Source organism: Pseudomonas sp. TMW22091 (assembly GCF_022496705.1).
Classification (GTDB): Bacteria; Pseudomonadota; Gammaproteobacteria; order Pseudomonadales; family Pseudomonadaceae; genus Aquipseudomonas; species Aquipseudomonas saxonica.
Window position 1 is genome coordinate 163,067 of record NZ_SCFI01000008.1, and the last position, 21,495, is coordinate 184,561.

The following is a 21,495-nucleotide window of genomic DNA, read 5'->3' on the forward strand; positions in this document are numbered from 1 at the left end:
GCCGGGCTGATCACCGGTTGGCGCATCCACCGTTACGCCAGTTACTGGTTCGAGGATTCAGCCGCTTTCTCTCACGTCTCCGGTAAGTACCCTGGGGAAAGCCCCGACATGACCGCTAAAGAGCGCGAGGCATTCGAGGCGTTGCACGGGATGCAGCTGGCAGAAGATCAGGCCGCTCGCTCCGGCCAGCCGTTACCCGAATGGTCGGACAGCGAGCGCGAAGAGCGTGTGGAGCATGAGCAGACCAAGCTGGCCTTCGAACAGCGCATCGGCGCGTCCACCCCCACGGCCATCAACACCGCCAAAGTTTTTGAGCCCTCGCTGGACCATACCCAGCTGAGGGCCGCCATGAACGAATTCCGCATTGATTACCTGGCCGAATGGCAGTTGCCGGAAAACTCCGAGATGTTCAGTTGGGGCCGGTTCGTCAATATGGCCGCCGGCGGGCTGGTGTATCTGACCAACGAGGAGGACGAAGCCCAGCAGTACAATGACCTGCGCAGGGCGGGCTATTGGTCCTACTTCCGGCTGTTCACCGAGGACCATCAACCGCTCAATGATGAGGCCAGGCAAGTGCTGACGCTGTTCGATGACTATGTGCACGATTCCCGCGCGTGGTTTATGCATTCGTCACTGGGCGAGCGTGAACCGTTCAGCGACTATTTTCGTTACCGCACGATTTTCTTCGACGACGAGAGCAATAAGGCGCTGTCGTTGCTGGCCCGGGCCGGGCAGGTGGTGGGTGTTGCCGTCGCTATTGCCAGTGTGGGCTTGAGCATCAAGCGGCGTGACCCGCGTTATCTGGTCGGGCTGTTGATGCCTTCATTGGGGCTGCCGGTGTTTCGCGGCAAAGTCGGGGCGCCTGAATTCAGCGCCATCGACACCCTGACCGGCATAGCCTTGCCGATGCTGGAAGACACCCAGGGCGTTCGCGCCTTTACTCAGGAGACGGGCAGCAAGCTGAAACTGCTCGATTCACTGCCTTTACCGCCAGCCCTCGACGAAACCACCGCGACCACCCCAGCCCTGCAAGAAGTGTTAGCCGCGGCGCTGGCTGCGGCGGCCGTGCGAAAAGCCGAAGAAGAGGCGGCGTACCAGGCCAGTCTTACCCCGGAAGATAAACGCCGCTTGCTGGAAGCCGAGGCGCTTGAGCAGCGAAAACGCCAGTGGATTGAGCAGGCGAAGGCCGCTTCAGGCCTGACTTAACCCTGCCAACCTCCGCCCAGTGCCGTCAGCAAGCCAACGCTGGCTTGAAGCTGGCGGGTGTGCAGCGCTTGCACCTGACGCTCGGCCTGTAAGGCTGCAGTCTGCGCCGTGACCACATCCAGATAGCTCACGGCCCCCGCTTCATAGCTGTGGGTGGCCAGGGTTTGCGTATGTCGGGCTGCATTGGCCGCGGCCTGTTCGTCGAGGTTTTCCTGTTGCAGGTCGCGCAGTTGCGCCAGGTTGTCTTCCACCTCGCGCACCGCCTGCAAGACCTGAGCGTGGTAGTGAGCCGAGGCTTCTTCAAGTTCGGCTTTGGCTTGCTGCTCTTGAGCACTCAAGCGGCCGCCATCAAAGATGGGCAGGTTCACCAACGGCCCCAACGCCCAAAACCGATTGGCCGCGGCCAACAGGTTACCGCTGCCCTGGGTCTGGCCCCCGAGTAACCCGGTCAGGCTAAAGTCGGGATACCACGCCGCCTTGGCGACGCCAATCCCGGCATTGGCGGCAAACAGTCGTCGTTCGGCCGCCGCAATGTCCGGGCGGCGTTGCAGCAAGGAACTGGGCAAGCTGTTGGGTGCGACGGGCAGGTTGAGCGGGTGCTCACTGGGCGGTAGCTGGAACGTGCTCGCGGGTTCGCCCACCAATTCGCCAATGGCGTGTTCGCTCAGGTTGCGTTGGCCGCGCACCTCATCCAGTTGCGCTTGGGCCTCGGCCAGTTGGCTTTGCGCACGGGTCAGGTCCATTTCTGAGGCAATCTGCCCTTGATAGCGTGCGCGGGTCAGTTCCAGCGCCTGGCTGTAATCATTCAGCGATTTAGACAGGATGCGTTGTTGCGCGTCCAGCCCGTCAAGTTGCACGTACAGGCTGGCCAACTGGCGTTGCAGGCTTAATCGAGCCACGGCCAGGTCGTCAGCCGACGCCTGCGCCTGGGCATCCCCGGCGGCCACTTGATTGCGGATCTTGCCCCAGAGGTCGAGGTCAAAACTCAATGCAAAACCCGCCGTGTTGCTGTTGTAGATCGACGGCTGAGTGGTGCCGCGCAATGGGCGGCTGTCCGATTGACGCTGACGCAGCGGCTGGCCGCTGGCGGTTATCTGCGGGAACAGTCCGGCATGCAGTTGGCCGGCGTAGGCCTGAGCGGCATCGTAATGCGCCAGTGCAGCCGCCAGATTCGGGTTGGCGGTCTGCAAACGCTGTTGCAAGCCGTTCAGGCGCTCGTTTTGATACGCCCGCCACCACTGCGGTGACAATTGGTCGGCAGGTTGTGCGCTGTGCCACGGCCCATCACTGGTTTGTTCACGGTAGTGTTGAGGCAAATCCAGCGTCGGGGTTATATAAGTCGGCGCCAGTGAACAGCCCTGCAGGGCCAGCGCCAACAACACTGCGCCACGTTTAAGCGTTGGCTGCATGGGTGGCTCCTGTGTCGGCACATTTCACCGAGTCGCCTTCGCGCAAGGCATCAGGCGGGTTGTCGATCACCCTGTCGGCAGGCTTGAGGCCTTGATCGATCACCAGCCGTTCGCCCAGATCCAGGCCGATGTGGATGTCTTGCAAGTGCACGTGCTGGGCACTGTCGAGCACCGCCACCTGCGTGCCTTGGGCACGAAAGATCAGGGCACTGGCCGGGATGCTGACGCCGTGGGTGTCGGCCGGAATCGACAGCACCGCTTCGGCATAGTCGCCGGGCATCAACGCGTCGCCGGGGTTGAGCGCGACAAATTGCGCCATCAAGGTGCCTGAGCGCGGATCAACCGAGGTCGAGTTACCGATCAGCCGGGCCGTAAAGGTTTGCCCCGGATGCTCCGGCACGCTGAGTTGCACTTGCATGCCGGGACGAATCACGCTGGCGTAATTCTGCGGCACTGGCACGTAGAGGCGCAGTTGGTGGGTGTCGGCAATATCAAACAGCTCAGCGTCGCTGTCGGTGTCTGCCTTGATCAGTTGGCCAATGTCGGTGTTGCGCGCGGTAATGGTGCCCGCGAACGGTGCGCGAATGGTTTTGTAATCCTCCAGTGTCGAAAGCCGTGCGTAGTCAGCTTCGGCGGCTTGGGCATTGGCCTTGGCCGCTGCGGCATCCGAGCGTTTTTCGTCGGCCTCCTGTCGCGACACGGAATGACTGGCCAGCAGGTTTTGCCAGCGGCTGGCCGTGGTCGCGGCAAGCGCGGCGTTGGCTTGCTCTTGCAGCATATGAGCGCGGGTTTGCGCCACTTGCTGGTCAAGGTCGGGGCTGTCGATCACCGCCAGAATCTGCCCGGCTTTGACCTTGCTGCCGATGTCGGTTTGCCAGCTTTTCAGGTAGCCGTTGACCCGGGCATGGATCGGCGCCTTGCTCCAGGCCTCAAGGTGCGCGGGTAAGCGCAAGGTGTCACCGTGGGCGTTTTGTACCGGCTGGAACACGCTGACCACAGGCAGGGCGGCGGCTTCGGTCCAGCGGGCGACGGCATGCTCATGACGGGTGCGCGCTGCCAGCCCATTGGCCACCAGCAGGGCGGCCAGGGTCAGGCCACCGATGCCCAACACCATCAAACGCTTGCGCGAGGTTTTTTGATTAGACGACATGGGAAGTTTCTCCAGCAGCAGCGCGATTTTTTTTACGACCGTGCACCAGGCTGAACACCACGGGCACGAACAGCAGGGTGGCAACGGTGGCCAGCATCAGGCCGCCGATAACGGCGCGTCCTAGAGGCGCGTTCTGTTCTTCTGACAGGGCCAGTGGCAGCATGCCGATCATCATGGCCAACGCGGTCATGCACACGGGGCGAAAGCGCGTGTAGCCTGCTTCGAGCGCCGCCTTCAGGGCATCACCATGTTCGGCCAGGCGTTCGCGGCAGAAACTGACCACCAGAATCGAGTTGGCCGTGGCCACACCCATGCACAAGATGGCTCCGGTCAGGGCGGGCACCGACAACGAAGTGCCACTGAGGAACAGCATCCAGACAATCCCGGCCAGTGCGGCGGGCAGGGCGGTGATGATGACAAACGGATCAAGCCAGGACTGGAAGTTGACCACAATCAGCAGGTAGATCAGCACGACCGCCCCGAGCAGACCCAGGCTCAACCCGCTGAACGCTTCATGCAGGGCGTCGATCTGTCCGTGCAGGCTGATGGTCGCGCCTTTGGGCCGCAGGTCGGCGGCACCATCGATGACTTTTTGCACATCGGCGGCTACAGCGCCCAAGTCGCGGCCCTGGATATTGGCGTACAGGTCCAGTGTCGGCTGGATGTTGTAGTGAGTGACCACGGCAGGGCTTTCGACCCGGGTGATGGTCGCCAGCCCGCCGAGGATTTGTGACTGACCGTTGCTGCCTGTCACAGGCAAGGCTTCCAGCGCGGGCAGGCTGTCCAGTCGGTATTGCGGGGTGGCGGCGACCACGCCGTAAGACACCCCGTTCTGCGGGTTGAGCCAGAAGGTCGGGGCCACCTGCGAACTGCCCGCCAGCGAGGCAACCATGCTGTTGGTGACATCACGCTCGGTAATCCCCAACCCGTTGGCCCGCAGGCGGTTGACGTTGACTTGCAGCGACGGGTAGCCCACGGATTGTTGAATGCGCAAGTCGGCAATGCCGGGCACGTATTGCAGGCGGCGTTGCAATTCCAGCGCGTAGGCGCGGTTGGCGGCGTCATCGCGCCCGGAGACTTTGATGTCCAGCGGCGCCGGGGCACCAAAGTTGAGGATCTGGGTGCTGATGTCTGCGGGCATAAAGGCAAACTGGCTGCCCGGGAAACTCTCGGGCAGGGCTTCACGCAAGCGTTTGACGTAGTCCGCCGTCGGGCTGTGATCGGCCTTCAGGCTGATCTGAATATCACCATCTTGCGGGCCGATGGTACCGCTGCTGCTGTAGGCCATATCGATCCCGCTCAACGGGATACCAATGTTGTCGATCACCGTGTCCAACTGATCAGCTGGGATGATTTGCCGAATGCGTGCTTCGATCCGGTCAAAATCGGCGGCACTTTCTTCAATACGTGTGCCCAGCGGCAGGCGCACATGCAGCGCCAGCGCACCGGCATCGGTGGCCGGAAAGAAATCCTGGCCGAGGCTGGGCAGCAAGGCAAACGAGGCCAGCACGCAGGCCATAAAGCCCAGCAAAAAGCGTTTGCGATGCGCCAGCGCCAGCTCCAGTACCGCGTAATAGGCGTCACGCACGGCCGAGAAGCGGCGCTCGAAACCTTGCTGGAAATTCAACAAGGCGCGCACCGGGGCCGAGTGCGCTTGAGTGGGCTGGTCGCCCTCGTGGTGATTGATGTAGCCGTCTTCGGGGTGATGGCCCGCACCTTGCTCGGGCACATGAGGCTTGAGCAGGAACATCGCCAGCGTCGGCACCAGGGTGCGCGACAGAATAAACGAACTGCCCATGGCGAAAATCACCGACAGCGCCATTGGACGGAACAGATAACCGGCAATGCCTTGCAACATGAACATGGGCACAAACACGATGCAGATACACAGCAGCGACACAAAGGCCGGCCCGACAATCTGTTTGGCCCCGTCGAGAATGGCCTCGCGCACCGACTTGCCTTGCTCAAGGTGCCAGTTGATGTTCTCAATGGTCACGGTCGCATCGTCCACCAATATCCCCACGGCCAACGCCAGCCCGCCGAGGGTCATGACGTTCAGGGTCTGACCGCTGAGGGCCAGCAGGGCGATGGCTGACAACACCGCCAGTGGAATCGACACGGCAATGATCAGGGTTGAACGCCAACTGCCGAGGAATAGCAGAATCATCGCGCTGGTCAGCAGCGCGGCAATAATGCCTTCCTGCGCGACACTGCCCACCGACTGTTTGACGAACACCGAGGCGTCGCCCAGCAGCGAGGTTTTCAGCGACGGCGGCAAGGTTTCGTTGATGCGCGGCAACATGGCGCGAATGCCGTCGACAATCGACAAGGTCGAGATGTTGCCGTTCTTCAACGCGGGCATCAGCACGGCACGGTGGCCGTCGACCCGCACGATATTGGTTTGTGGCGGGGAGCCGTCCCGCACGTGAGCCACCTGGCCGATGGTGATCAGCGCGCCGTCGACGGTCTTGATGGGCAGGTCGTTGAGTTCGTCGATGGCCTTGGGGCTGTTGTTGAGCATCACGGTGTATTCGTAGGTGCCCAGCTTGGCCGTGCCCACGGGGATAATCTGGTTTTGCGCGGCCAGTGCAGCGCCCACGTCCTGCGCCGACAGGCCCTTGGCGGCCAAGGCTTGAGGGTCGAGGTCGAGAGTGATCTGGCGCTGCTTGCCACCCATCGGCGTCGGCATGGCCAGACCGGGCAGCGAGCTGAGGGGCAAGCGAATATTGTTCTGCACCAGGTCTCGAATTTTGGCTTCCGACAGCGTGGGGCTGGAAAACGCCATTTGCAGAATCGGCACCGTGGAGGCGCTGTAGTTAAGAATCAGCGGCGGGGTGATGCCAGGTGGCATCTGCTTGAGCACGGTTTGTGACACGGCGGTCACTTGCGCGTTGGCCGTACGAATATCGACGCCAGGCTGAAAGAAAATTTTCACGATGCCCATACCGGGCAATGACTGCGACTCGATGTGTTCGATGTCGTTGACGGTGGTACTCAGTGAGCGCTCGTAGGTATAGATCACTCGGCCCGCCATGTCTGCGGGCGCCAGGCCTGTGTATTGCCACACCACGGCGACGACCGGAATGCCAATGTCGGGGAACACATCGGTGGGGGTGCGAACGGCAGCCAGCGGCCCAATGATGCAGATGAAAATCGCCAACACGATGAACGTGTAGGGCTTGTGCAGTGCGGTCTTTACCAGCCCGAGCATGCCTGAACCTCCGGGGAGTGGAATTGCAAACCCGGGCAGTCTTACCGTCCACACTTAACGATCACCTTTCAGCTACGTGAAGGTTCCTTTAGAAAAGCGCTGAAAATCCCTTCATATTCATTCATTTGGCGTAACGCGGGGTGAGCACCAAGCTTGGCACCATCGACGGGCCGCTGTTTGAGTCTGTCGCACTCTTGGGTTCCCTTTGCGAGGTGTATGTGTGATGACTGTTAAACCGCTGCTCTTGATCCCCGCTCTGGGGTTGGTGTTGCTGCTGTCGGCCTGTGCCGGGCCGATGCCCAAACAAGACCCGAGCGAAGCCTGGATCGGCTTTAAAGAAGAGGGCAACAGCGACCTGATGGCAGAGCGTGTGGACGGTAAAAGCACGCAGGATGGTCGGTACTTTGAAGTGACACCCGGCGCGCATCGTCTGGACGTAACCCTGTATGAAGGCGCCACGGGGGATGAAAATGAGGTCGATTGCCAAGGCAAAGTCAATTACACCGGCTTCAAGGCAGGTGAGCATTACGAGTTGATTGAGTCCAGCCTGGGGCCAGAAGTCAGTGCACGGCTGGTGGACTCCCACGGCAAGGAAGTGGCGCACACGGCGGACTTCAACTGCATGCCGGGGTAATAAGCAACCGTGTAGCCGCTGCCGAGGAACGCAGGCTGCGAAAAGGTCCGCAGGGCCTTCTGTACTGGGGCCGCTGCGCAGCCCATCGCAGCCTTCGTGCCTCGGCAGCGGCTACAAATGGGGCTAAAACGATTTGATGATTTTGCCCAGGGTTTCCATGGCTTTTTCGCTGGCGGCATCCCACGGGCTGCCATAGTTCAGGCGAATGCAGTTGCGAAAGCGCTGGGTGGGGGAAAAAATCGGCCCCGGTGCAATGCTGATGCCTTGGGCCAAGGCCATTTCGAACAGCTTGAGTGAGTCCATTTGCTCAGGCAACTCCAGCCATAAAAAGTAGCCGCCCGTGGGTTTGCTGACCCGTGTCTGGGCTGGAAAGTAACGGGCAATGGCCGCCAACATGGCGTTTTGCTGCTCTTCCAGCGCATCGCGCAATTTACGCAGGTGACGGTCGTAACCGCCGTGCTGCAGGTAATCGGCAATGGCGGCTTGCGCAGGCATCGAGGCGCACAGCGAGGTCATCAGTTTCAGCCGTTCGACCTTTTGCGCATACCGCCCGGCCGCGACCCAGCCGATGCGATAACCGGGGGCCAGGCTCTTGGAAAACGAGCCGCAATGCATCACCAACCCTTCGGTATCAAACGCTTTGGCCGGTTTGGGCGCATGCAGGCCGAAATACAATTCGGCGTACACATCGTCTTCAATCAACGGCACCTGATGGCTGCGCAGCAGTTCGACCAACGCTTTTTTGCGGGCTTCGGGCAGGGTGGCGCCAATCGGGTTTTGAAAACTGGTCATGCACCACACGGCCTTGATCGGGTGCCGCTCAAGGGTATCGGCCAGCACCTCCAGATCAATGCCGTCACGGGGGTGCACCGGCACTTCGACAGCCTTGAGCTTGAGCCGTTCGAGCACTTGCAGGCACGCATAAAACGCCGGAGCCTCGATGGCGACCAGATCACCCGGCTCCGTTACCGCCTGCAAACACAGGTTCAGGGCCTCCAGTGCGCCATTGGTGATCAGCAGTTCTTCCATGGGCAGCATCAACCCGCCGACCATGTAGCGCAGGGCAATTTGGCGACGCAGTTGCGGGTTGCCAGGCGACAGATCAGTGACCACCAGGCGCGGGTCCATCTCACGACAGGCCGTGGCCATTGAACGGGCCAGCCGTTGAAGCGGAAACAGCATCGGGCAGGGGAACGCCGAGCCGAAGGGGACTGTATGCGGGTCTTTGATCGAGTCCAGTACTGAAAACACCAACTCACTGACATCCACCTGCATGGACTCGGCCCCGTGGCTGCTGACCACCGGTTCCGCGAATGGAGTGGGGGTGTGCACATTGACGAAGTAACCGGAGCGCGGCTTGGCGCGAATCAGGCCGCGGCGTTCCAGCAAGTAATAGGCCTGGAACACCGTCGAGGGGCTGATCCCGTAGGTCTGACTGGCATAGCGCACCGAGGGTACGCGCTGACCGGGGGCGAGCACCCCGCTGCGGATCAGTTCAGCAATATCATCGGCAAATTGTTCGTAGCGCTTCATGGGGCGGGCTCGGTCCGGCGGGTTTCAGGTCAAGGCGGTTGAATCTAAAGACGTGCCTTGCTGGCGCGGGCCATTTTCAGCGCGATGCTCGCAGGGGTAAAGCTGTTTGGGCGAAGACAGCCTATAAACCGGTTTTCAGGGGGGGATGTTCACCCGGCGGATCGCCAATCGGCTTTGGATCACCCAGCGGGGGTTCTTCCTCGGGGATATGTTGAGGATCGACAGGCGGTAACACCGGGTCATCTATATTGGGATCAGGTGTCTCAGCGGGGATCGGGATGTTCATGGCGTTGGCCTCATTGCTGCATGGAAAGGTGTAGCCGGTCGACCGTCATCGTGCCTGAACGGTTCCCGTGCCATGACCAACGGCGTGTCGTCATTTAGTCTGAACTTTTAAGCCGCAACCTCGCTCCCAACCTAGGTGCCCGGTGTTGATGCCGGAATGTGCTGTGAAACGACCACCCATCAGCGTCCCAGGGCGTGAGGAGTGAGGCTCGATGAATGCTGATTTCCCGCTGGACCCCGATGTAACGTCCACCCTGCCGTTGTCGCAGGCCTTGCTATTGCCACGCATTGCCATTGAATCCACGTCGCCGGTGCTGGATGGCGGCGAGTTTGCGGTCAAGGCGGTGGTCGGGCAGGTGGTGCAGGTGAGTAGCAAAGTGTTTACCGACGGTCACGACCAGTTGGCCGTGACGCTGCATTGGCGCTTGGCCAGTAGCGATGACTGGTCGGCCGCGCCGATGCGCTTTGTGGGCAATGATGCGTGGAGCGGGCAGTTCACGGTGCCGGTGCAGGGGCGCTATGTGTTTTGCATCGAAGCCTGGATCGATCGCTTCGCCAGCTTTTGCCATGAGCTGGAAAAAAAGCATCAGGCCGGTATTCCCGTCAGTCTGGAGCTTCAGGAAGGTCGCATTCTGGTGCAGCACGCCATTGAGCTGAGCCAGGGTGAATTGCATGAGCAATTGCAGGTATTGCTGCGCCAGTTGTCTGGCCTGCTGGAAAACGAGCAAGTGGCCTTGTTTGTGCACGAACACAGTGCGCAATTGATGGCTCAGGCCCAACACCATGCGTACGTGAGCCTGAGCCCCGAGTTTCCGGTGGATGTGGAGCGCCCGTTAGCCCAGTTTGCCAGTTGGTACGAGCTGTTTCCGCGTTCAGCCACCGATGACCCCGGCCGTCACGGCACCTTCAATGATGTGCTCGAACGCTTGCCGATGATCCACGACATGGGGTTTGACGTACTGTATTTCCCGCCCATTCACCCCATCGGTCGCAGTCATCGTAAAGGCCCCAACAATTCATTACAGGCGGGCCCGGACGATCCCGGCAGCCCCTATGCCATCGGCAGCGAGGAGGGCGGGCACGAGGCCATTCATCCGCAGTTGGGCAGCCGTGAGGATTTTCGTCGCCTGGTGGCTGCCGCCGCGCGCCAAGGGTTGGCCATCGCGCTGGACTTTGCCATTCAATGCTCTCAAGACCACCCCTGGCTCAAACAGCACCCCGGTTGGTTTAACTGGCGGCCTGACGGCACTATTCGCTATGCGGAAAATCCGCCCAAAAAATATCAGGACATCGTTAACGTCGATTTCTATGCTCCGGATGCCATTCCCAGCCTGTGGCTTGAGCTGCGCGACATCGTGCTGGGCTGGATCGACGAGGGTGTAAAGATTTTTCGCGTTGACAACCCGCACACCAAACCCTTGCCGTTCTGGCAGTGGTTGATTGCGGATGTGCGCACGCGCTGTCCCGAAGTGATCTTTCTCGCCGAAGCCTTTACCACCCCGGCGATGATGGCGCGCCTGGGCAAGATCGGCTATTCCCAGAGCTACACCTATTTCACGTGGCGTAATACCAAGGCCGAGCTGGCGGCGTATTTCACCGAGCTGAACCAAAGCCCGTTACGCGAGTGCTTCCGGCCCAACTTCTTCGTCAATACCCCGGACATCAACCCGCGTTTTTTGCATGAGTCCGGCCGTGCCGGTTTTTTGATTCGCGCCGCGCTGGCCACTATGGGGTCGGGGTTATGGGGCATGTATTCGGGCTTTGAGCTGTGTGAGTCGGCCGCTCTGGCCGGCAAGGAAGAGTATCTGGACTCCGAGAAGTACCAGATCCGCCCTCGGGACTACGGCGCACCGGGCAATATCGTCGCCGAAATCGCCCAGCTCAACCGCATCCGGCGGCAAAACCCCGCCTTGCACAGTCACTTGGGCCTCACGCTGTACAACGCGTGGAATGACAACATCCTGTATTTCGGCAAACGCAGCGCAGACGGCAGCAACTTTGTGCTGGTTGCGGTCAACCTTGACCCGCATAACGCCCAGGAAGCGCATTTCGAGTTGCCGCTGTGGGAGATGGGCCTGGCCGATGACGCGCAAACCTCAGGTGAAGACTTGATGAGCGGCCATCGCTGGACCTGGTACGGAAAGACGCAATGGATGCGCCTTGAACCCTGGCAACAGCCCTTTGGCATCTGGCGTATCAAACCCCTTTAGGCCACGTCTGCAAGGCCCAACCCACTCGCATCGGCAGGGAGTCCACATGGCGAAGAAATCCGCTTCGGCAAGCTTTATCAAAGACCCGCTCTGGTACAAGGACGCGGTGATTTACCAAGTGCATATCAAGTCATTTTTCGATTCCAATAATGACGGTATCGGCGATTTTCCTGGATTGATCAGCAAGCTCGATTACATTGCCGAGCTGGGGGTCAACACCCTCTGGTTGCTGCCGTTCTATCCCTCGCCACGGCGCGACGATGGCTATGACATTGCCGACTATCGTGGGGTCCACCCCGACTACGGCACATTGGCCGACGTCAAACGCTTTATCAAGGAAGCCCATGCGCGTGGCTTGCGGGTCATCACTGAACTGGTGATCAACCATACCTCCGATCAACACCCGTGGTTCCAGAAGGCCCGGCACGCCAAAGCCGGCTCTAAAGCCCGGGATTATTATGTGTGGTCGGACACCGATGAAAAGTACGACGGCACGCGGATTATCTTCCTCGACACCGAAACCTCGAACTGGACGTGGGACCCGGTGGCCGGCCAGTACTTCTGGCACCGGTTTTACTCCCATCAGCCAGACCTCAATTTCGACAATCCGCAGGTCATGAAAGAAGTGCTGGCGGTGATGCGCTATTGGCTGGACATGGGCATTGATGGCCTGCGTCTGGATGCCATCCCGTATTTGATCGAACGCGACGGCACCAACAACGAAAACCTGCCAGAAACCCACCAGATACTGAAGCAGATCCGCGCCGAAATCGATGCCCATTACCCCGACCGCATGTTGCTGGCCGAGGCCAATCAGTGGCCTGAAGACACCCAGCAATATTTCGGCGACAGCGACGGCATCAATGGCGATGAATGCCATATGGCCTTTCACTTCCCGCTGATGCCGCGTATGTACATGGCGCTGGCGCAGGAGGATCGCTTCCCGATTACCGATATTTTGCGCCAAACCCCGGAAATACCTGCGAACTGCCAGTGGGCAATTTTTTTGCGCAACCACGATGAACTGACGCTGGAGATGGTCACCGACAAAGAGCGCGATTACCTGTGGAACTACTACGCCGCTGACAAGCGCGCCCGCATCAACCTGGGTATTCGTCGACGTTTGGCTCCGTTGATGGAGCGCGATCGCCGCCGCATCGAATTGCTCAACAGTTTGCTGCTGTCGATGCCCGGAACGCCGACCCTGTATTACGGCGACGAAATCGGCATGGGTGACAACATTTACCTGGGCGACCGCGATGGCGTACGCACGCCCATGCAGTGGACGATTGACCGCAACGGCGGTTTCTCGCGGGCCAACCCGGCCAGCTTGGTATTGCCGCCGATCATGGACCCGCTGTATGGCTATCAGTCGGTTAACGTGGAAGCGCAGTCGGGTGATCCGCATTCCTTGCTCAACTGGACCCGTCGTCTGTTGGCTGTGCGCAAGCAGCAAAAAGCCTTCGGCCGTGGCACCTTGAAAATGCTCTCGCCGAGCAATCGACGCATTCTGGCCTACATCCGCGCGTTCACCGACAGCGACGGCAAGACCGAAACCATTTTGTGCGTGGCCAATGTGTCACGCAGTGCCCAAGGGGTCGAACTGGATCTGTCCGAGTTTGCGGGCCGTGTGCCGGTTGAAATGATCGGCGGTAACGCCTTTACGCCCATTGGTCAGACACCTTTCACGCTGACGCTGGCGCCTTATGGGTTTTTCTGGTTTCTGCTGGCCAGCGAAAACCAGATGCCCGGCTGGCACACTGAGCCTTCGCAAAGCTTGCCGGAGCTGGTGACGCTGGTGCTCAAAAACGGCCTCACTGATGTGCTTAAACAACCTGTAAGCACGGTGCTGGAGCAGACGGTGCTGCCGAGCTGGTTGCCCAATCGTCGTTGGTTCGGGCACAAAGAGGCGCCCATTGAGCAGGTCACTATTGTGTACGGCGCGGCCTTTGGCGAGGCTGAATCGCCGGTATTACTGACGGAGCTGGAGGTCATGTGCGCCGGTCAGCCGCACCGTTATCAAGTGCCCTTGGGCGCAATGGGTGAGGAGCAACCCAATTCTGCAGTGGCCCAACAGGTCGTATTGTCACGCTTGCGCCGCGGGCGCCATGTCGGTTTTCTGACCGATGCGTTCAATCTGGAGCCCTTTGTGCACGCCGTGTTATCGAGCCTGAAAAAAGGCCAGACGATCAGCAGCAGTGCCGGTGACATTCACTTCAGCGCAACGGATCAGATGGCCACGCTGGGCCTCGATGAGCACAGTGAGGTGCGTTACCTCACGGGCGAACAGTCAAACAGCTCGGTGGTGGTGGGCGGGGTGTTGGTGCTCAAACTGCTGCGCCAACTCCACAGCGGCCCGCACCCCGAACTGGAAATGGGGCGTTTCCTGACGCGCGCCGGTTATCCGAATATGTCCCCGCTGCTCGGGTCAGTGCTGCGCCGTGATGCTCAGGGTGAGGACACGTTGCTGATGATTGCCCAAGGGTATTTGAGCAATCAGGGGGATGCCTGGAGCTGGACCCACAACACCCTTGAGCGAGCGATTCGCGACGAACTGGCAGATGCCCGTTCCGAGCACGAACAGCATTACAACGCGTTGAGCGAGTTGGCTGAGTTTGCCCGTGTGCTGGGCCAGCGACTGGGTGAGATGCATACCGTATTGGCACAAGCCCGCGACAACCCTGACTTTGCGCCGCACACCACCACACTAAAAGACAGTCAGCGCCTGGCCACGCATATTACGGCGCAGGTCAAGCACGCCCTGCAACAGCTCAAGGCACACCTGAACGATTTGCCCGCCGCCGATCAACAGCGCGTCAAGCACCTGATCGATCAACAGGGCGCAATCAACGCCCACATCCAGCAACTGGCTGCCGATACCCAAGGCGGGCTGAACATCCGCGTGCATGGCGACTTGCATTTGGGACAAGTGCTGGTGGTGCAGGGCGATGCGTTCTTTATCGACTTCGAAGGCGAGCCGTCGCGTTCCCTGACCGAGCGGCGAGCCAAACACAGCCCCTACAAGGACGTCAGCGGATTATTGCGTTCCTTTGACTACGCCGGTGCAATGGCGATCAGTAACGTGCAACAGGCGGATCACTCGCCCGAGGCAGACGATGCGCGGCAACGGGTCGTAGAGCGCTACTTAAATGATGCGCGTCATGCTTTGATCGATGCATATCGGCTGGCAACAGCTAGCCTTAGTCCTGAATGGACTTCGCCACGCGGTCACGATGCTGCGCTGGCGCTCATGAGCCTGGAAAAGGCGGCCTACGAAGTTATCTATGAAGCAGCCAATCGGCCGACGTGGTTGCGCGTGCCCTTGCAAGGTTTAAGCGAGCTGCTTGCTCACTTGCCAAGCAGGGCCAAGCCTTTACCGGATGGAGAGAAGTAATGAGTTCTAGCAAGGATCTGGGGGCAGGAAAACAGGCACTATTGCCTGAGCAACAGGATATTGAGGCGTTGATCAGCGCCCAGCATCGTGATCCGTTTGCCGTATTGGGGCCACATCCGGACGGGCAGGGCGGGCAGATTATTCGCGCGTTTCTGCCCGGTGCATTGAGTGTCAAGGTGGTTGCCCGCGACAGCGACGACCTGCTTGGCAGCTTGCACGGCACAGACGTGGCAGGTCTGTTCGCCGCTCATTTCGATCACACGCAACCCTACCGCCTGCGTATCAACTGGGCGGGTGCCGAGCAGACCAGTGAAGACCCTTACAGCTTTGGCCCTTTGCTGGGCGAAATGGATTTATACCTGTTCGCCGAGGGTAATCACCGCGACTTGAGCAGTTGCCTGGGCGCCCAGGTGATGAGTGTCGACGGCGTACCGGGTGTGCGGTTTGCGGTCTGGGCACCGAATGCCCGACGGGTGTCGGTGGTCGGCGATTTCAACATCTGGGATGGCCGTCGCCACCCCATGCGCCTGCGTCATCCGAGCGGCGTATGGGAGATTTTTATACCGCGCCTTGAAGCCGGTGAAGCGTACAAGTACGAAATCCTTGGCGAGCACGGCATTTTGCCGCTCAAGGCCGACCCCATGGCGCTGGCAACCCAGCTGCCGCCCGATACAGCGTCCAAAGTCGCATCGCCACTGGCGGTGGACTGGCAGGACTCGGCCTGGATGGAGGGGCGCGCCGAGCATCACCGTCACGACAAGCCGCTGTCCATCTATGAGCTGCACGTGGGTTCCTGGCAATGCGAAGTCGACGATGTGGGCGACATCGCGCGTCAGTACACCTGGCATGAACTGGCTGAACGGCTGATCCCCTATGTGACACAGCTGGGCTTCACCCATATTGAATTGATGCCCATCATGGAGCATCCGTTTGGTGGGTCGTGGGGTTATCAGCCGTTGTCGCAGTACGCCCCCACGGCCCGTTATGGTTCCCCTGATGATTTCGGTGCGTTCGTCAATGCCTGCCATGTGGCCGGCATTGGCGTGATTCTCGACTGGGTGCCGGCGCACTTTCCCAATGATGCCCACGGGCTGGCGCAATTTGACGGCACGGCGCTGTATGAATACGCCAACCCGCTGGAAGGCTTTCATCAGGACTGGAACACGCTGATTTACAACCTGGGCCGCACCGAAGTGCATGGTTTTATGCTGGCCTCGGCATTGCACTGGCTAAAGCACTTCCACATTGATGGGCTGCGGGTTGATGCTGTGGCGTCGATGTTATATCGCGACTACTCGCGCAAAGCCGGTGAGTGGGTGCCTAACCGCTTTGGCGGGCGGGAAAACCTTGAAGCCATTGATTTTTTACGTCACCTCAACGACGTGGTTGCACTGGAAGCGCCGGGTGCGTTGATGATTGCCGAAGAATCGACGGCCTGGCCTGGCGTCAGCCAGAGTACCGCCCATGGAGGGTTGGGCTTTTCGTACAAATGGAACATGGGCTGGATGCATGATTCGCTGCACTACATTCAGCAAGACCCGCTCTACCGAGCCCATCACCACAACGAGCTGAGCTTCGGTCTGGTGTACGCCTGGAGCGAGCGTTTTATCTTGCCTATCTCCCATGATGAAGTGGTGCATGGCAAGCATTCGCTGATCGACAAAATGCCTGGGGATCGCTGGCAGAAGTTTGCCAACTTGCGGGCTTATCTGAGTTTCATGTGGACGCACCCGGGCAAGAAGTTGCTGTTTATGGGGTGTGAGTTCGGCCAGTGGCGTGAATGGAATCACGATCAGCAACTTGACTGGTATTTGCTGCAATACCCGGAGCACCAGGGTGTGCAGAAGCTGGTGGGGGATTTGAACCGGCTCTATCGCGAGTATCCGGCGTTGCATGATCAAGATGATGCCCCGCAGGGTTTTCAGTGGTTGATTGGTGATGATGCGACCAACAGTGTTTATGCCTGGTTGCGCTGGAGCAAGGAAGGCTCGCCGCTGTTGGTGGTGGCTAACTTTACCCCGGTGCCGCGTGAGGGGTATCGCATTGGGGTGCCTTTCGCGGGGACGTGGCATGAGGTGTTAAACAGCGATGCGGGGCTGTATGCCGGGTCTAATTATGGCAATGGTGGTGGGGTCGTCAGTGATGACTTGCCCAGCCATGGTCAAGGGTGTTCGGTGGCGTTGAATTTACCGCCGTTGGGGGTGTTGGTGTTGCAGCCGCAGAGGTGATAAAGCGGGCCGCTTTGCGGCCCATCGCAGCCTTCGGCAGCGGCTACAGGGAGTTGTAGCCGCTGACGAGGCACGAAGGCTGCGATCGAGCGCGTAGCGGTCGTAATGCTTTTGACTGTAGGTGTGCGCTCACTGGGATTCGGGAGGTTTCGTACAGGGTTGTCGATTGAGAGGGTTGGCCCGCGGGCCAACTGTCAGCGCTCGCGTTTAGCGACTGGGTGTATCAGGTCTGCTTGAAAATTCCCCTTTTCAGCACGGATGTGATTTTCTATGACAATGCCGAATGATTAGTTCGGCATTTTTATTAAAAAAGCCCGCCTTCGGGCCTTGAGGCGCTGGCTGAGAGTGGCTCAATCTGTATCTTTATCGATTTGGCAAAATGCCAGTCCACAAACAGATTTATCCTTTAAATATTGGACCACTAGTTCTGCATGAGTGTGGTCAATTCGAAAAGCATCCCATCCCCCCGTAATGCCAATTGGAGGAGGTAGCTTCGCTGGTCCTTTCGATTGGTAGGGTTCCCCAACCAATGCTCTAACACCGTCCTGGTCCATTTTGCGGATGAAAGGGATAGGGAGTTCACCTTCATATACAGGGTCGTCATCAAAAATCGGTGACAGAGTCATTACGATCCGTTCCAGTCTCCTGGTCACAGCACAAAACCACAACTCAATCCCTAGGGCCGGCTTCTGGATAAGATCCTCGTTTTGACCCTCAGTAAACAGTGGGGTTGGTGATGAACCCAGCACTAAACCGTCGGCGATGAGTTCCTCGTAGGTGTGACCTAGTCCTTTGATCAATCTATTTATGGTTACTGCGTCCATTAGTACCACCCCTGCTCTTCGTTGATGTCGTGGATTTTACTTCGTGCCATCTCTAGGTCGGCTTCAGCAAAGCCTTCTTCAAGCATATAGGGCTTGATCGCATCAAAGTTTCTATCTACGGCCCCCCGCAGATCGCCTGCGTCCGAGTGTTGTTTTATCCGGGTGTTTCGCCCGCCGTAGGTTTGACTAAATTTCTGATGGACCTTGGCCGGGATAGCAACACTTGCCACTTTTTTCAGATACTCATCTACCTGTTTCTGAGTCAAGGTTCTGAAATTTGCCTCCAAGTAGCGCCGTATAGCTGCTTGTGAGGGCATATGGTCGACTTGCTGGCCATTCTCCACTCGGCCTTCCGAGGGGGCGGCAGATCAAGATCAAAACCCAGATCACAAGCCCGCGTTTTATAAATCCACTTCTCCAGACATTTCCGCAGGTGAAACCGGCCCATCGCAGCCTTCGGCAGCGGTGGTAGCCGCTGACGAGGCACGAATGCTGCGATTGGCGGCGAAGCCGTCGTAATGCTTTTTGTGTAGGTGTGCCCTCACGGGGATTCGGGAGGTTTCGCACAGGGTTGTGGATTGAGATAGCTGGGGCGCGGGCCTATAGCCAGCGCTCGCATTATGCGACCGGGTTTGGCGACTCGGAACATGCCAAGAATTGCTATCTCTAGCCAAGCGTGTATTTTGCATCGCGAGGCTTTATGGCAGCTGTACGTGGGAGATCTAAGGATCTGCCGGAGTTTCTTGGGTATGACCGGTTCGCCAACCCGCGTACAGCAGCCACCTGTTTTCGTTTGGCGACGAATGTGGATGGCTAAAGTCTCGGCTGTTTGACAAAAGTGCCTCGCCGTGAGGGCGAAACCCGTAGAAAGAACTAACACATACAATGGATATGTATTTAGTGCTCCAGTTATATAAACCGCGTACATATCCATTTCATGTATCACGGCGTTCTACGGGTTACGCCCTTACGGCGTGTCACTTTGCAAAAGCAGCAAAGTAACCAAAATGCTTCCGCCCCCGCGTACGGCCCTCGCTGCGCTCAGGTGTCCCTCACTCCGGTCCCGCTCCGTGGGCACGCTGCGACGGGCCATCCTTGGCCCGATCGCAGCTCTCCCGGCATCCATGCCGGTCGACCCACTCCGCGAAACCTCCACTCGGCCTCCCGAAGGGGCGGCAAATCAAGATCAAAAGCCAGATCACAAGCAGATCAAAAGCCAGATCACAACAAGGTGACTAGCCCGCGCTTTATAAATTCACCTCTACCGACAACGGTAAATGATCCGATAAATGCGACCACGGTTTGCCTCCCAGGATCATCGGGTTTTGACCCGTCGCATTGCGCAGGTAAACCCTATCCAGCCTCAGCATCGGAAACCGAGCCGGGTAGCTCTTGGCCAGTTGGCCGTGGTGACGCTGGAATACTTCATGCAAGTCGTCACGCTGTAACAACGTAGCATTGCCTTGCAGTTTCCAATCGTTAAAGTCCCCCGCAATGATGACCGGGTCACTGGGTGGCAAGGATTTGAGCAGTTGGTTAAGCAGCACGATTTGCAACTGCCGATGGCTCTCCAGCAAGCTCAGGTGCACGCAAATCGCATGCACTTGGTTATGCCCCGGCACGTCCAGTACACAGTGCAGCAGCCCGCGCCGTTCAGGGCCTGTGATGGAAACATCAAGGTTGCGATAGGACTTGATCGGGAATTTGGACAGCACCGCGTTGCCGTGGTGACCACCGGGATAGACCGCATTGCGGCCGTAGGCAAAGTCAGTCCACATGCTGTCGGCCAAAAATTCATACTGCGAAACCGCCGGCCACGCGTCATAACGCGAGGCGTGTTTGTCATGTTCGCCCAGCACTTCCTGTAAAAATACGACGTCAGCGCCGGTGGCACGCACGGCTTCGCGAAGCTCCGGCAGGATGAAGCGTCGATTTAATGCGGTAAAGCCTTTGTGCATGTTGACCGTGAGCACTTTGACTCGGTGTACGGCCGGCGCCGTTTCAGGCGCCGGCGACTCGATGGGGTTGCCAACAATATCAAGCGTCATGGTCTCTCCTGTGCGTTGAATCACGTTCGACCCGGTACACGCCCGGCCGTTCGGCGCACAGGCAGTTATAGCGTATCGGGACGCGAGTCCAGTTGATGTTGATCAGGTGCAGGCAACGCTAGCAGGGACTTGAGGTAATCGCCAAAACCCCCCGCAGCTCGACAATCCAATCGGGCGCTGGTGGTCACTTTGGGCCGGTGACTCCAGGCGATGCTTGCACCGCAGGCTTGTAGCCGTTTCACTAATTGAACATCTTCATGGCAGCTCAGGGCCTCAAAACCGCCCGCTTGCCGGTAGGCACGGGCGCTGATTCCCAGGTTGGCCCCATGAATGTGCCGGTGCCCGTCGCAGGCTTCGTATGCCGCGTGGTAACGCGCTTGGGCAGGCGCGTCGATCAGGGTGCCCCAATCGTCCACGGCCACCGTGCCGCATACCGCATCGCTGTTAAGCGCCAGTTGCGCAACCAGCCAGTCTTCAGCAACCAGGCTGTCGGCGTCGGTGCAGGCGATCCAGCGCGCACCTTGTTTGAGCAACCATTGCGCCCCCAGGCTGCGAGCAGCCCCGACATTGCGGGCCTGGATGTGCAGCACGTGGATGGGGAATTCAGCGGCTAGTTCAGCCGAACGGTCGCTGCAACTGTCCAGTACCAGCACCACGCTCACGGTTTCGCCGTTAAGACGCGGGTGACGCCCCGCCGCCAACGCGGCTTGCAGGCACTGCGCGAGCAGGTCCTGCTCGTTATGGGCCGGGATCAAAATGCCAATCATCGCAGGCCCTCCTGCCGTGCCACTGAGATAGGGGCGCGGCTCCAGACTTCAAGCACGAAGTCGTCTTCGAGGTGCTGGGCCAGGCGGTATAAACCCAGTGTGTCGTGCAGCAGGCCATGCACTTCATCACCGGTCAGTGAGCAGCCCTCAATGGCAGGGCGCCAATGGCACGCCAAAAAGTGTCCGTCAGCGCTCAAGCTGCTCAACACCCGATCAACCAAGCGTTGCAGCGCCTGCGCATCGAGGTAGTAACCCAGTTCGCTGAGCACGATCAGTTCGAACTGTTCGGCGGGCCAATGTTCCGGTATGCGGCTCTGCTCCACATGGGCGTGGGCGCAATGACTCAAACGCTCACGCGCCAGTTCAACCGCTTTGGCGGCCGCGTCGCAGCACAACAAACGGTCGGTACGTTGGGCCAGCCCCGCACTCAGTTCGCCATTGGCACAGCCCAGTTCGTAAATTGACCCATAGTGCTGGCGCGGCAGGCTGGCCAGGGTGAGCGCGCGTTTGCGCTGCTCGTACCAACGATCACGGAAGGCCCAGGGGTCGGGGTTTTGCTCATAAAGCTGATCGAAAAAAGTGGTCGGCACACTCAT

At 59.2% G+C, this 21,495-nt stretch carries 15 protein-coding genes; 5 read left to right on the plus strand and 10 right to left on the minus strand.

What is annotated here, in order from left to right; translation table 11 throughout:
- Positions 1–9 precede the first annotated feature (9 nt).
- Positions 10–1,206 (plus strand): T6SS phospholipase effector Tle1-like catalytic domain-containing protein, encoded by a 1,197-nt coding sequence (locus EQV93_RS16360; RefSeq protein ID WP_442968908.1) that lies wholly within the window; start codon positions 10–12, stop codon positions 1,204–1,206.
- Here the strand turns inward: EQV93_RS16360 and EQV93_RS16365 are convergent.
- Genes EQV93_RS16365 through EQV93_RS16375 form a run of 3 tightly spaced genes read right to left on the minus strand, consistent with a single transcriptional unit; the run spans position 1,203 to position 6,976 of the window.
- Complete coding sequence (locus tag EQV93_RS16365; RefSeq protein WP_240891937.1) at positions 1,203–2,615, minus strand: efflux transporter outer membrane subunit; 1,413 nt, start codon at positions 2,613–2,615, stop codon at positions 1,203–1,205. The genes EQV93_RS16360 and EQV93_RS16365 overlap by 4 nt on opposite strands.
- On the minus strand, positions 2,599–3,765 hold the full coding sequence (locus tag EQV93_RS16370; RefSeq protein WP_122782105.1) for an efflux RND transporter periplasmic adaptor subunit: 1,167 nt from the start codon (positions 3,763–3,765) through the stop codon (positions 2,599–2,601). Before EQV93_RS16370 ends, EQV93_RS16365 begins: the two co-directional genes overlap by 17 nt.
- Positions 3,755–6,976, minus strand: a complete 3,222-nt coding sequence (locus tag EQV93_RS16375) for an efflux RND transporter permease subunit (protein ID WP_240891938.1) — start codon at positions 6,974–6,976, stop codon at positions 3,755–3,757. The genes EQV93_RS16370 and EQV93_RS16375 overlap by 11 nt, the downstream gene beginning before the upstream one ends.
- Before the next feature lie 223 nt (positions 6,977–7,199).
- Here EQV93_RS16375 and EQV93_RS16380 point away from each other — a divergent pair, with 223 nt between their 5' ends.
- Complete coding sequence (locus EQV93_RS16380) at positions 7,200–7,610, plus strand: PA0061/PA0062 family lipoprotein (protein ID WP_122782107.1); 411 nt, start codon at positions 7,200–7,202, stop codon at positions 7,608–7,610.
- 123 nt (positions 7,611–7,733) lie between these two features.
- Here the strand turns inward: EQV93_RS16380 and mapR are convergent, their stop codons facing one another.
- Together mapR and EQV93_RS16390 are read right to left on the minus strand one after the other, a co-directional pair.
- A complete protein-coding gene (gene mapR, locus EQV93_RS16385; RefSeq protein ID WP_122782108.1) occupies positions 7,734–9,143 on the minus strand; it encodes a GntR family transcriptional regulator MpaR in 1,410 nt (469 codons plus the stop codon).
- Between the two features lie 121 nt (positions 9,144–9,264).
- Complete coding sequence (locus EQV93_RS16390; protein ID WP_167654293.1) at positions 9,265–9,429, minus strand: hypothetical protein; 165 nt, start codon at positions 9,427–9,429, stop codon at positions 9,265–9,267.
- Positions 9,430–9,640: 211 nt separating this feature from the next.
- Between EQV93_RS16390 and EQV93_RS16395 the strand changes: the two genes are divergently transcribed.
- From EQV93_RS16395 to glgB, 3 genes are read left to right on the plus strand one after another with little or no spacing between them, the layout of a single operon-like run.
- The gene (locus tag EQV93_RS16395; protein ID WP_122782109.1) at positions 9,641–11,638 is read left to right on the plus strand and encodes an alpha-1,4-glucan--maltose-1-phosphate maltosyltransferase; all 1,998 of its coding nucleotides are present in this window, start codon (positions 9,641–9,643) and stop codon (positions 11,636–11,638) included.
- A gap of 46 nt (positions 11,639–11,684) precedes the next feature.
- A complete protein-coding gene (gene treS / locus EQV93_RS16400; RefSeq protein ID WP_122782110.1) occupies positions 11,685–15,032 on the plus strand; it encodes a maltose alpha-D-glucosyltransferase in 3,348 nt (1,115 codons plus the stop codon).
- A complete protein-coding gene (gene glgB / locus EQV93_RS16405) occupies positions 15,032–17,260 on the plus strand; it encodes a 1,4-alpha-glucan branching protein GlgB (protein WP_146387143.1) in 2,229 nt (742 codons plus the stop codon). Before treS ends, glgB begins: the two co-directional genes overlap by 1 nt.
- 350 nt (positions 17,261–17,610) lie before the next feature.
- On the opposite strand, the gene EQV93_RS16410 is transcribed toward glgB, so the two are convergent.
- The 5 genes from EQV93_RS16410 to EQV93_RS16430 form a co-directional block, all read right to left on the minus strand.
- The gene (locus tag EQV93_RS16410; protein ID WP_240891939.1) at positions 17,611–18,084 is read right to left on the minus strand and encodes a DUF6392 family protein; all 474 of its coding nucleotides are present in this window, start codon (positions 18,082–18,084) and stop codon (positions 17,611–17,613) included.
- Positions 18,084–18,428, minus strand: a complete 345-nt coding sequence (locus EQV93_RS16415) for a hypothetical protein (RefSeq protein WP_240891940.1) — start codon at positions 18,426–18,428, stop codon at positions 18,084–18,086. Before EQV93_RS16415 ends, EQV93_RS16410 begins: the two co-directional genes overlap by 1 nt.
- Positions 18,429–19,331: 903 nt before the next feature.
- A complete protein-coding gene (locus EQV93_RS16420) occupies positions 19,332–20,132 on the minus strand; it encodes an endonuclease/exonuclease/phosphatase family protein (RefSeq protein WP_122783665.1) in 801 nt (266 codons plus the stop codon).
- A 65-nt stretch (positions 20,133–20,197) separates the two neighbouring features.
- On the minus strand, positions 20,198–20,899 hold the full coding sequence (locus EQV93_RS16425; RefSeq protein WP_240891941.1) for a glycosyltransferase: 702 nt from the start codon (positions 20,897–20,899) through the stop codon (positions 20,198–20,200).
- On the minus strand, positions 20,896–21,495 hold the full coding sequence (locus tag EQV93_RS16430) for a class I SAM-dependent DNA methyltransferase (protein WP_240891942.1): 600 nt from the start codon (positions 21,493–21,495) through the stop codon (positions 20,896–20,898). Before EQV93_RS16430 ends, EQV93_RS16425 begins: the two co-directional genes overlap by 4 nt.

Coding starts and splice junctions, on each gene's coding strand:
- EQV93_RS16365 (WP_240891937.1), bottom strand. CDS start 2,615: ATGCAGCCAACGCTTAAACGTGGCGCAGTGTTGTTGGCGCTGGCCCTG.
- EQV93_RS16370 (WP_122782105.1), bottom strand. CDS start 3,765: ATGTCGTCTAATCAAAAAACCTCGCGCAAGCGTTTGATGGTGTTGGGC.
- EQV93_RS16375 (WP_240891938.1), bottom strand. CDS start 6,976: ATGCTCGGGCTGGTAAAGACCGCACTGCACAAGCCCTACACGTTCATC.
- EQV93_RS16380 (WP_122782107.1), top strand. CDS start 7,200: ATGACTGTTAAACCGCTGCTCTTGATCCCCGCTCTGGGGTTGGTGTTG.
- mapR (WP_122782108.1), bottom strand. CDS start 9,143: ATGAAGCGCTACGAACAATTTGCCGATGATATTGCTGAACTGATCCGC.
- EQV93_RS16390 (WP_167654293.1), bottom strand. CDS start 9,429: ATGAACATCCCGATCCCCGCTGAGACACCTGATCCCAATATAGATGAC.
- EQV93_RS16395 (WP_122782109.1), top strand. CDS start 9,641: ATGAATGCTGATTTCCCGCTGGACCCCGATGTAACGTCCACCCTGCCG.
- treS (WP_122782110.1), top strand. CDS start 11,685: ATGGCGAAGAAATCCGCTTCGGCAAGCTTTATCAAAGACCCGCTCTGG.
- glgB (WP_146387143.1), top strand. CDS start 15,032: ATGAGTTCTAGCAAGGATCTGGGGGCAGGAAAACAGGCACTATTGCCT.
- EQV93_RS16410 (WP_240891939.1), bottom strand. CDS start 18,084: ATGGACGCAGTAACCATAAATAGATTGATCAAAGGACTAGGTCACACC.
- EQV93_RS16420 (WP_122783665.1), bottom strand. CDS start 20,132: ATGACGCTTGATATTGTTGGCAACCCCATCGAGTCGCCGGCGCCTGAA.
- EQV93_RS16425 (WP_240891941.1), bottom strand. CDS start 20,899: ATGATTGGCATTTTGATCCCGGCCCATAACGAGCAGGACCTGCTCGCG.
- EQV93_RS16430 (WP_240891942.1), bottom strand. CDS start 21,495: ATGAGTGTGCCGACCACTTTTTTCGATCAGCTTTATGAGCAAAACCCC.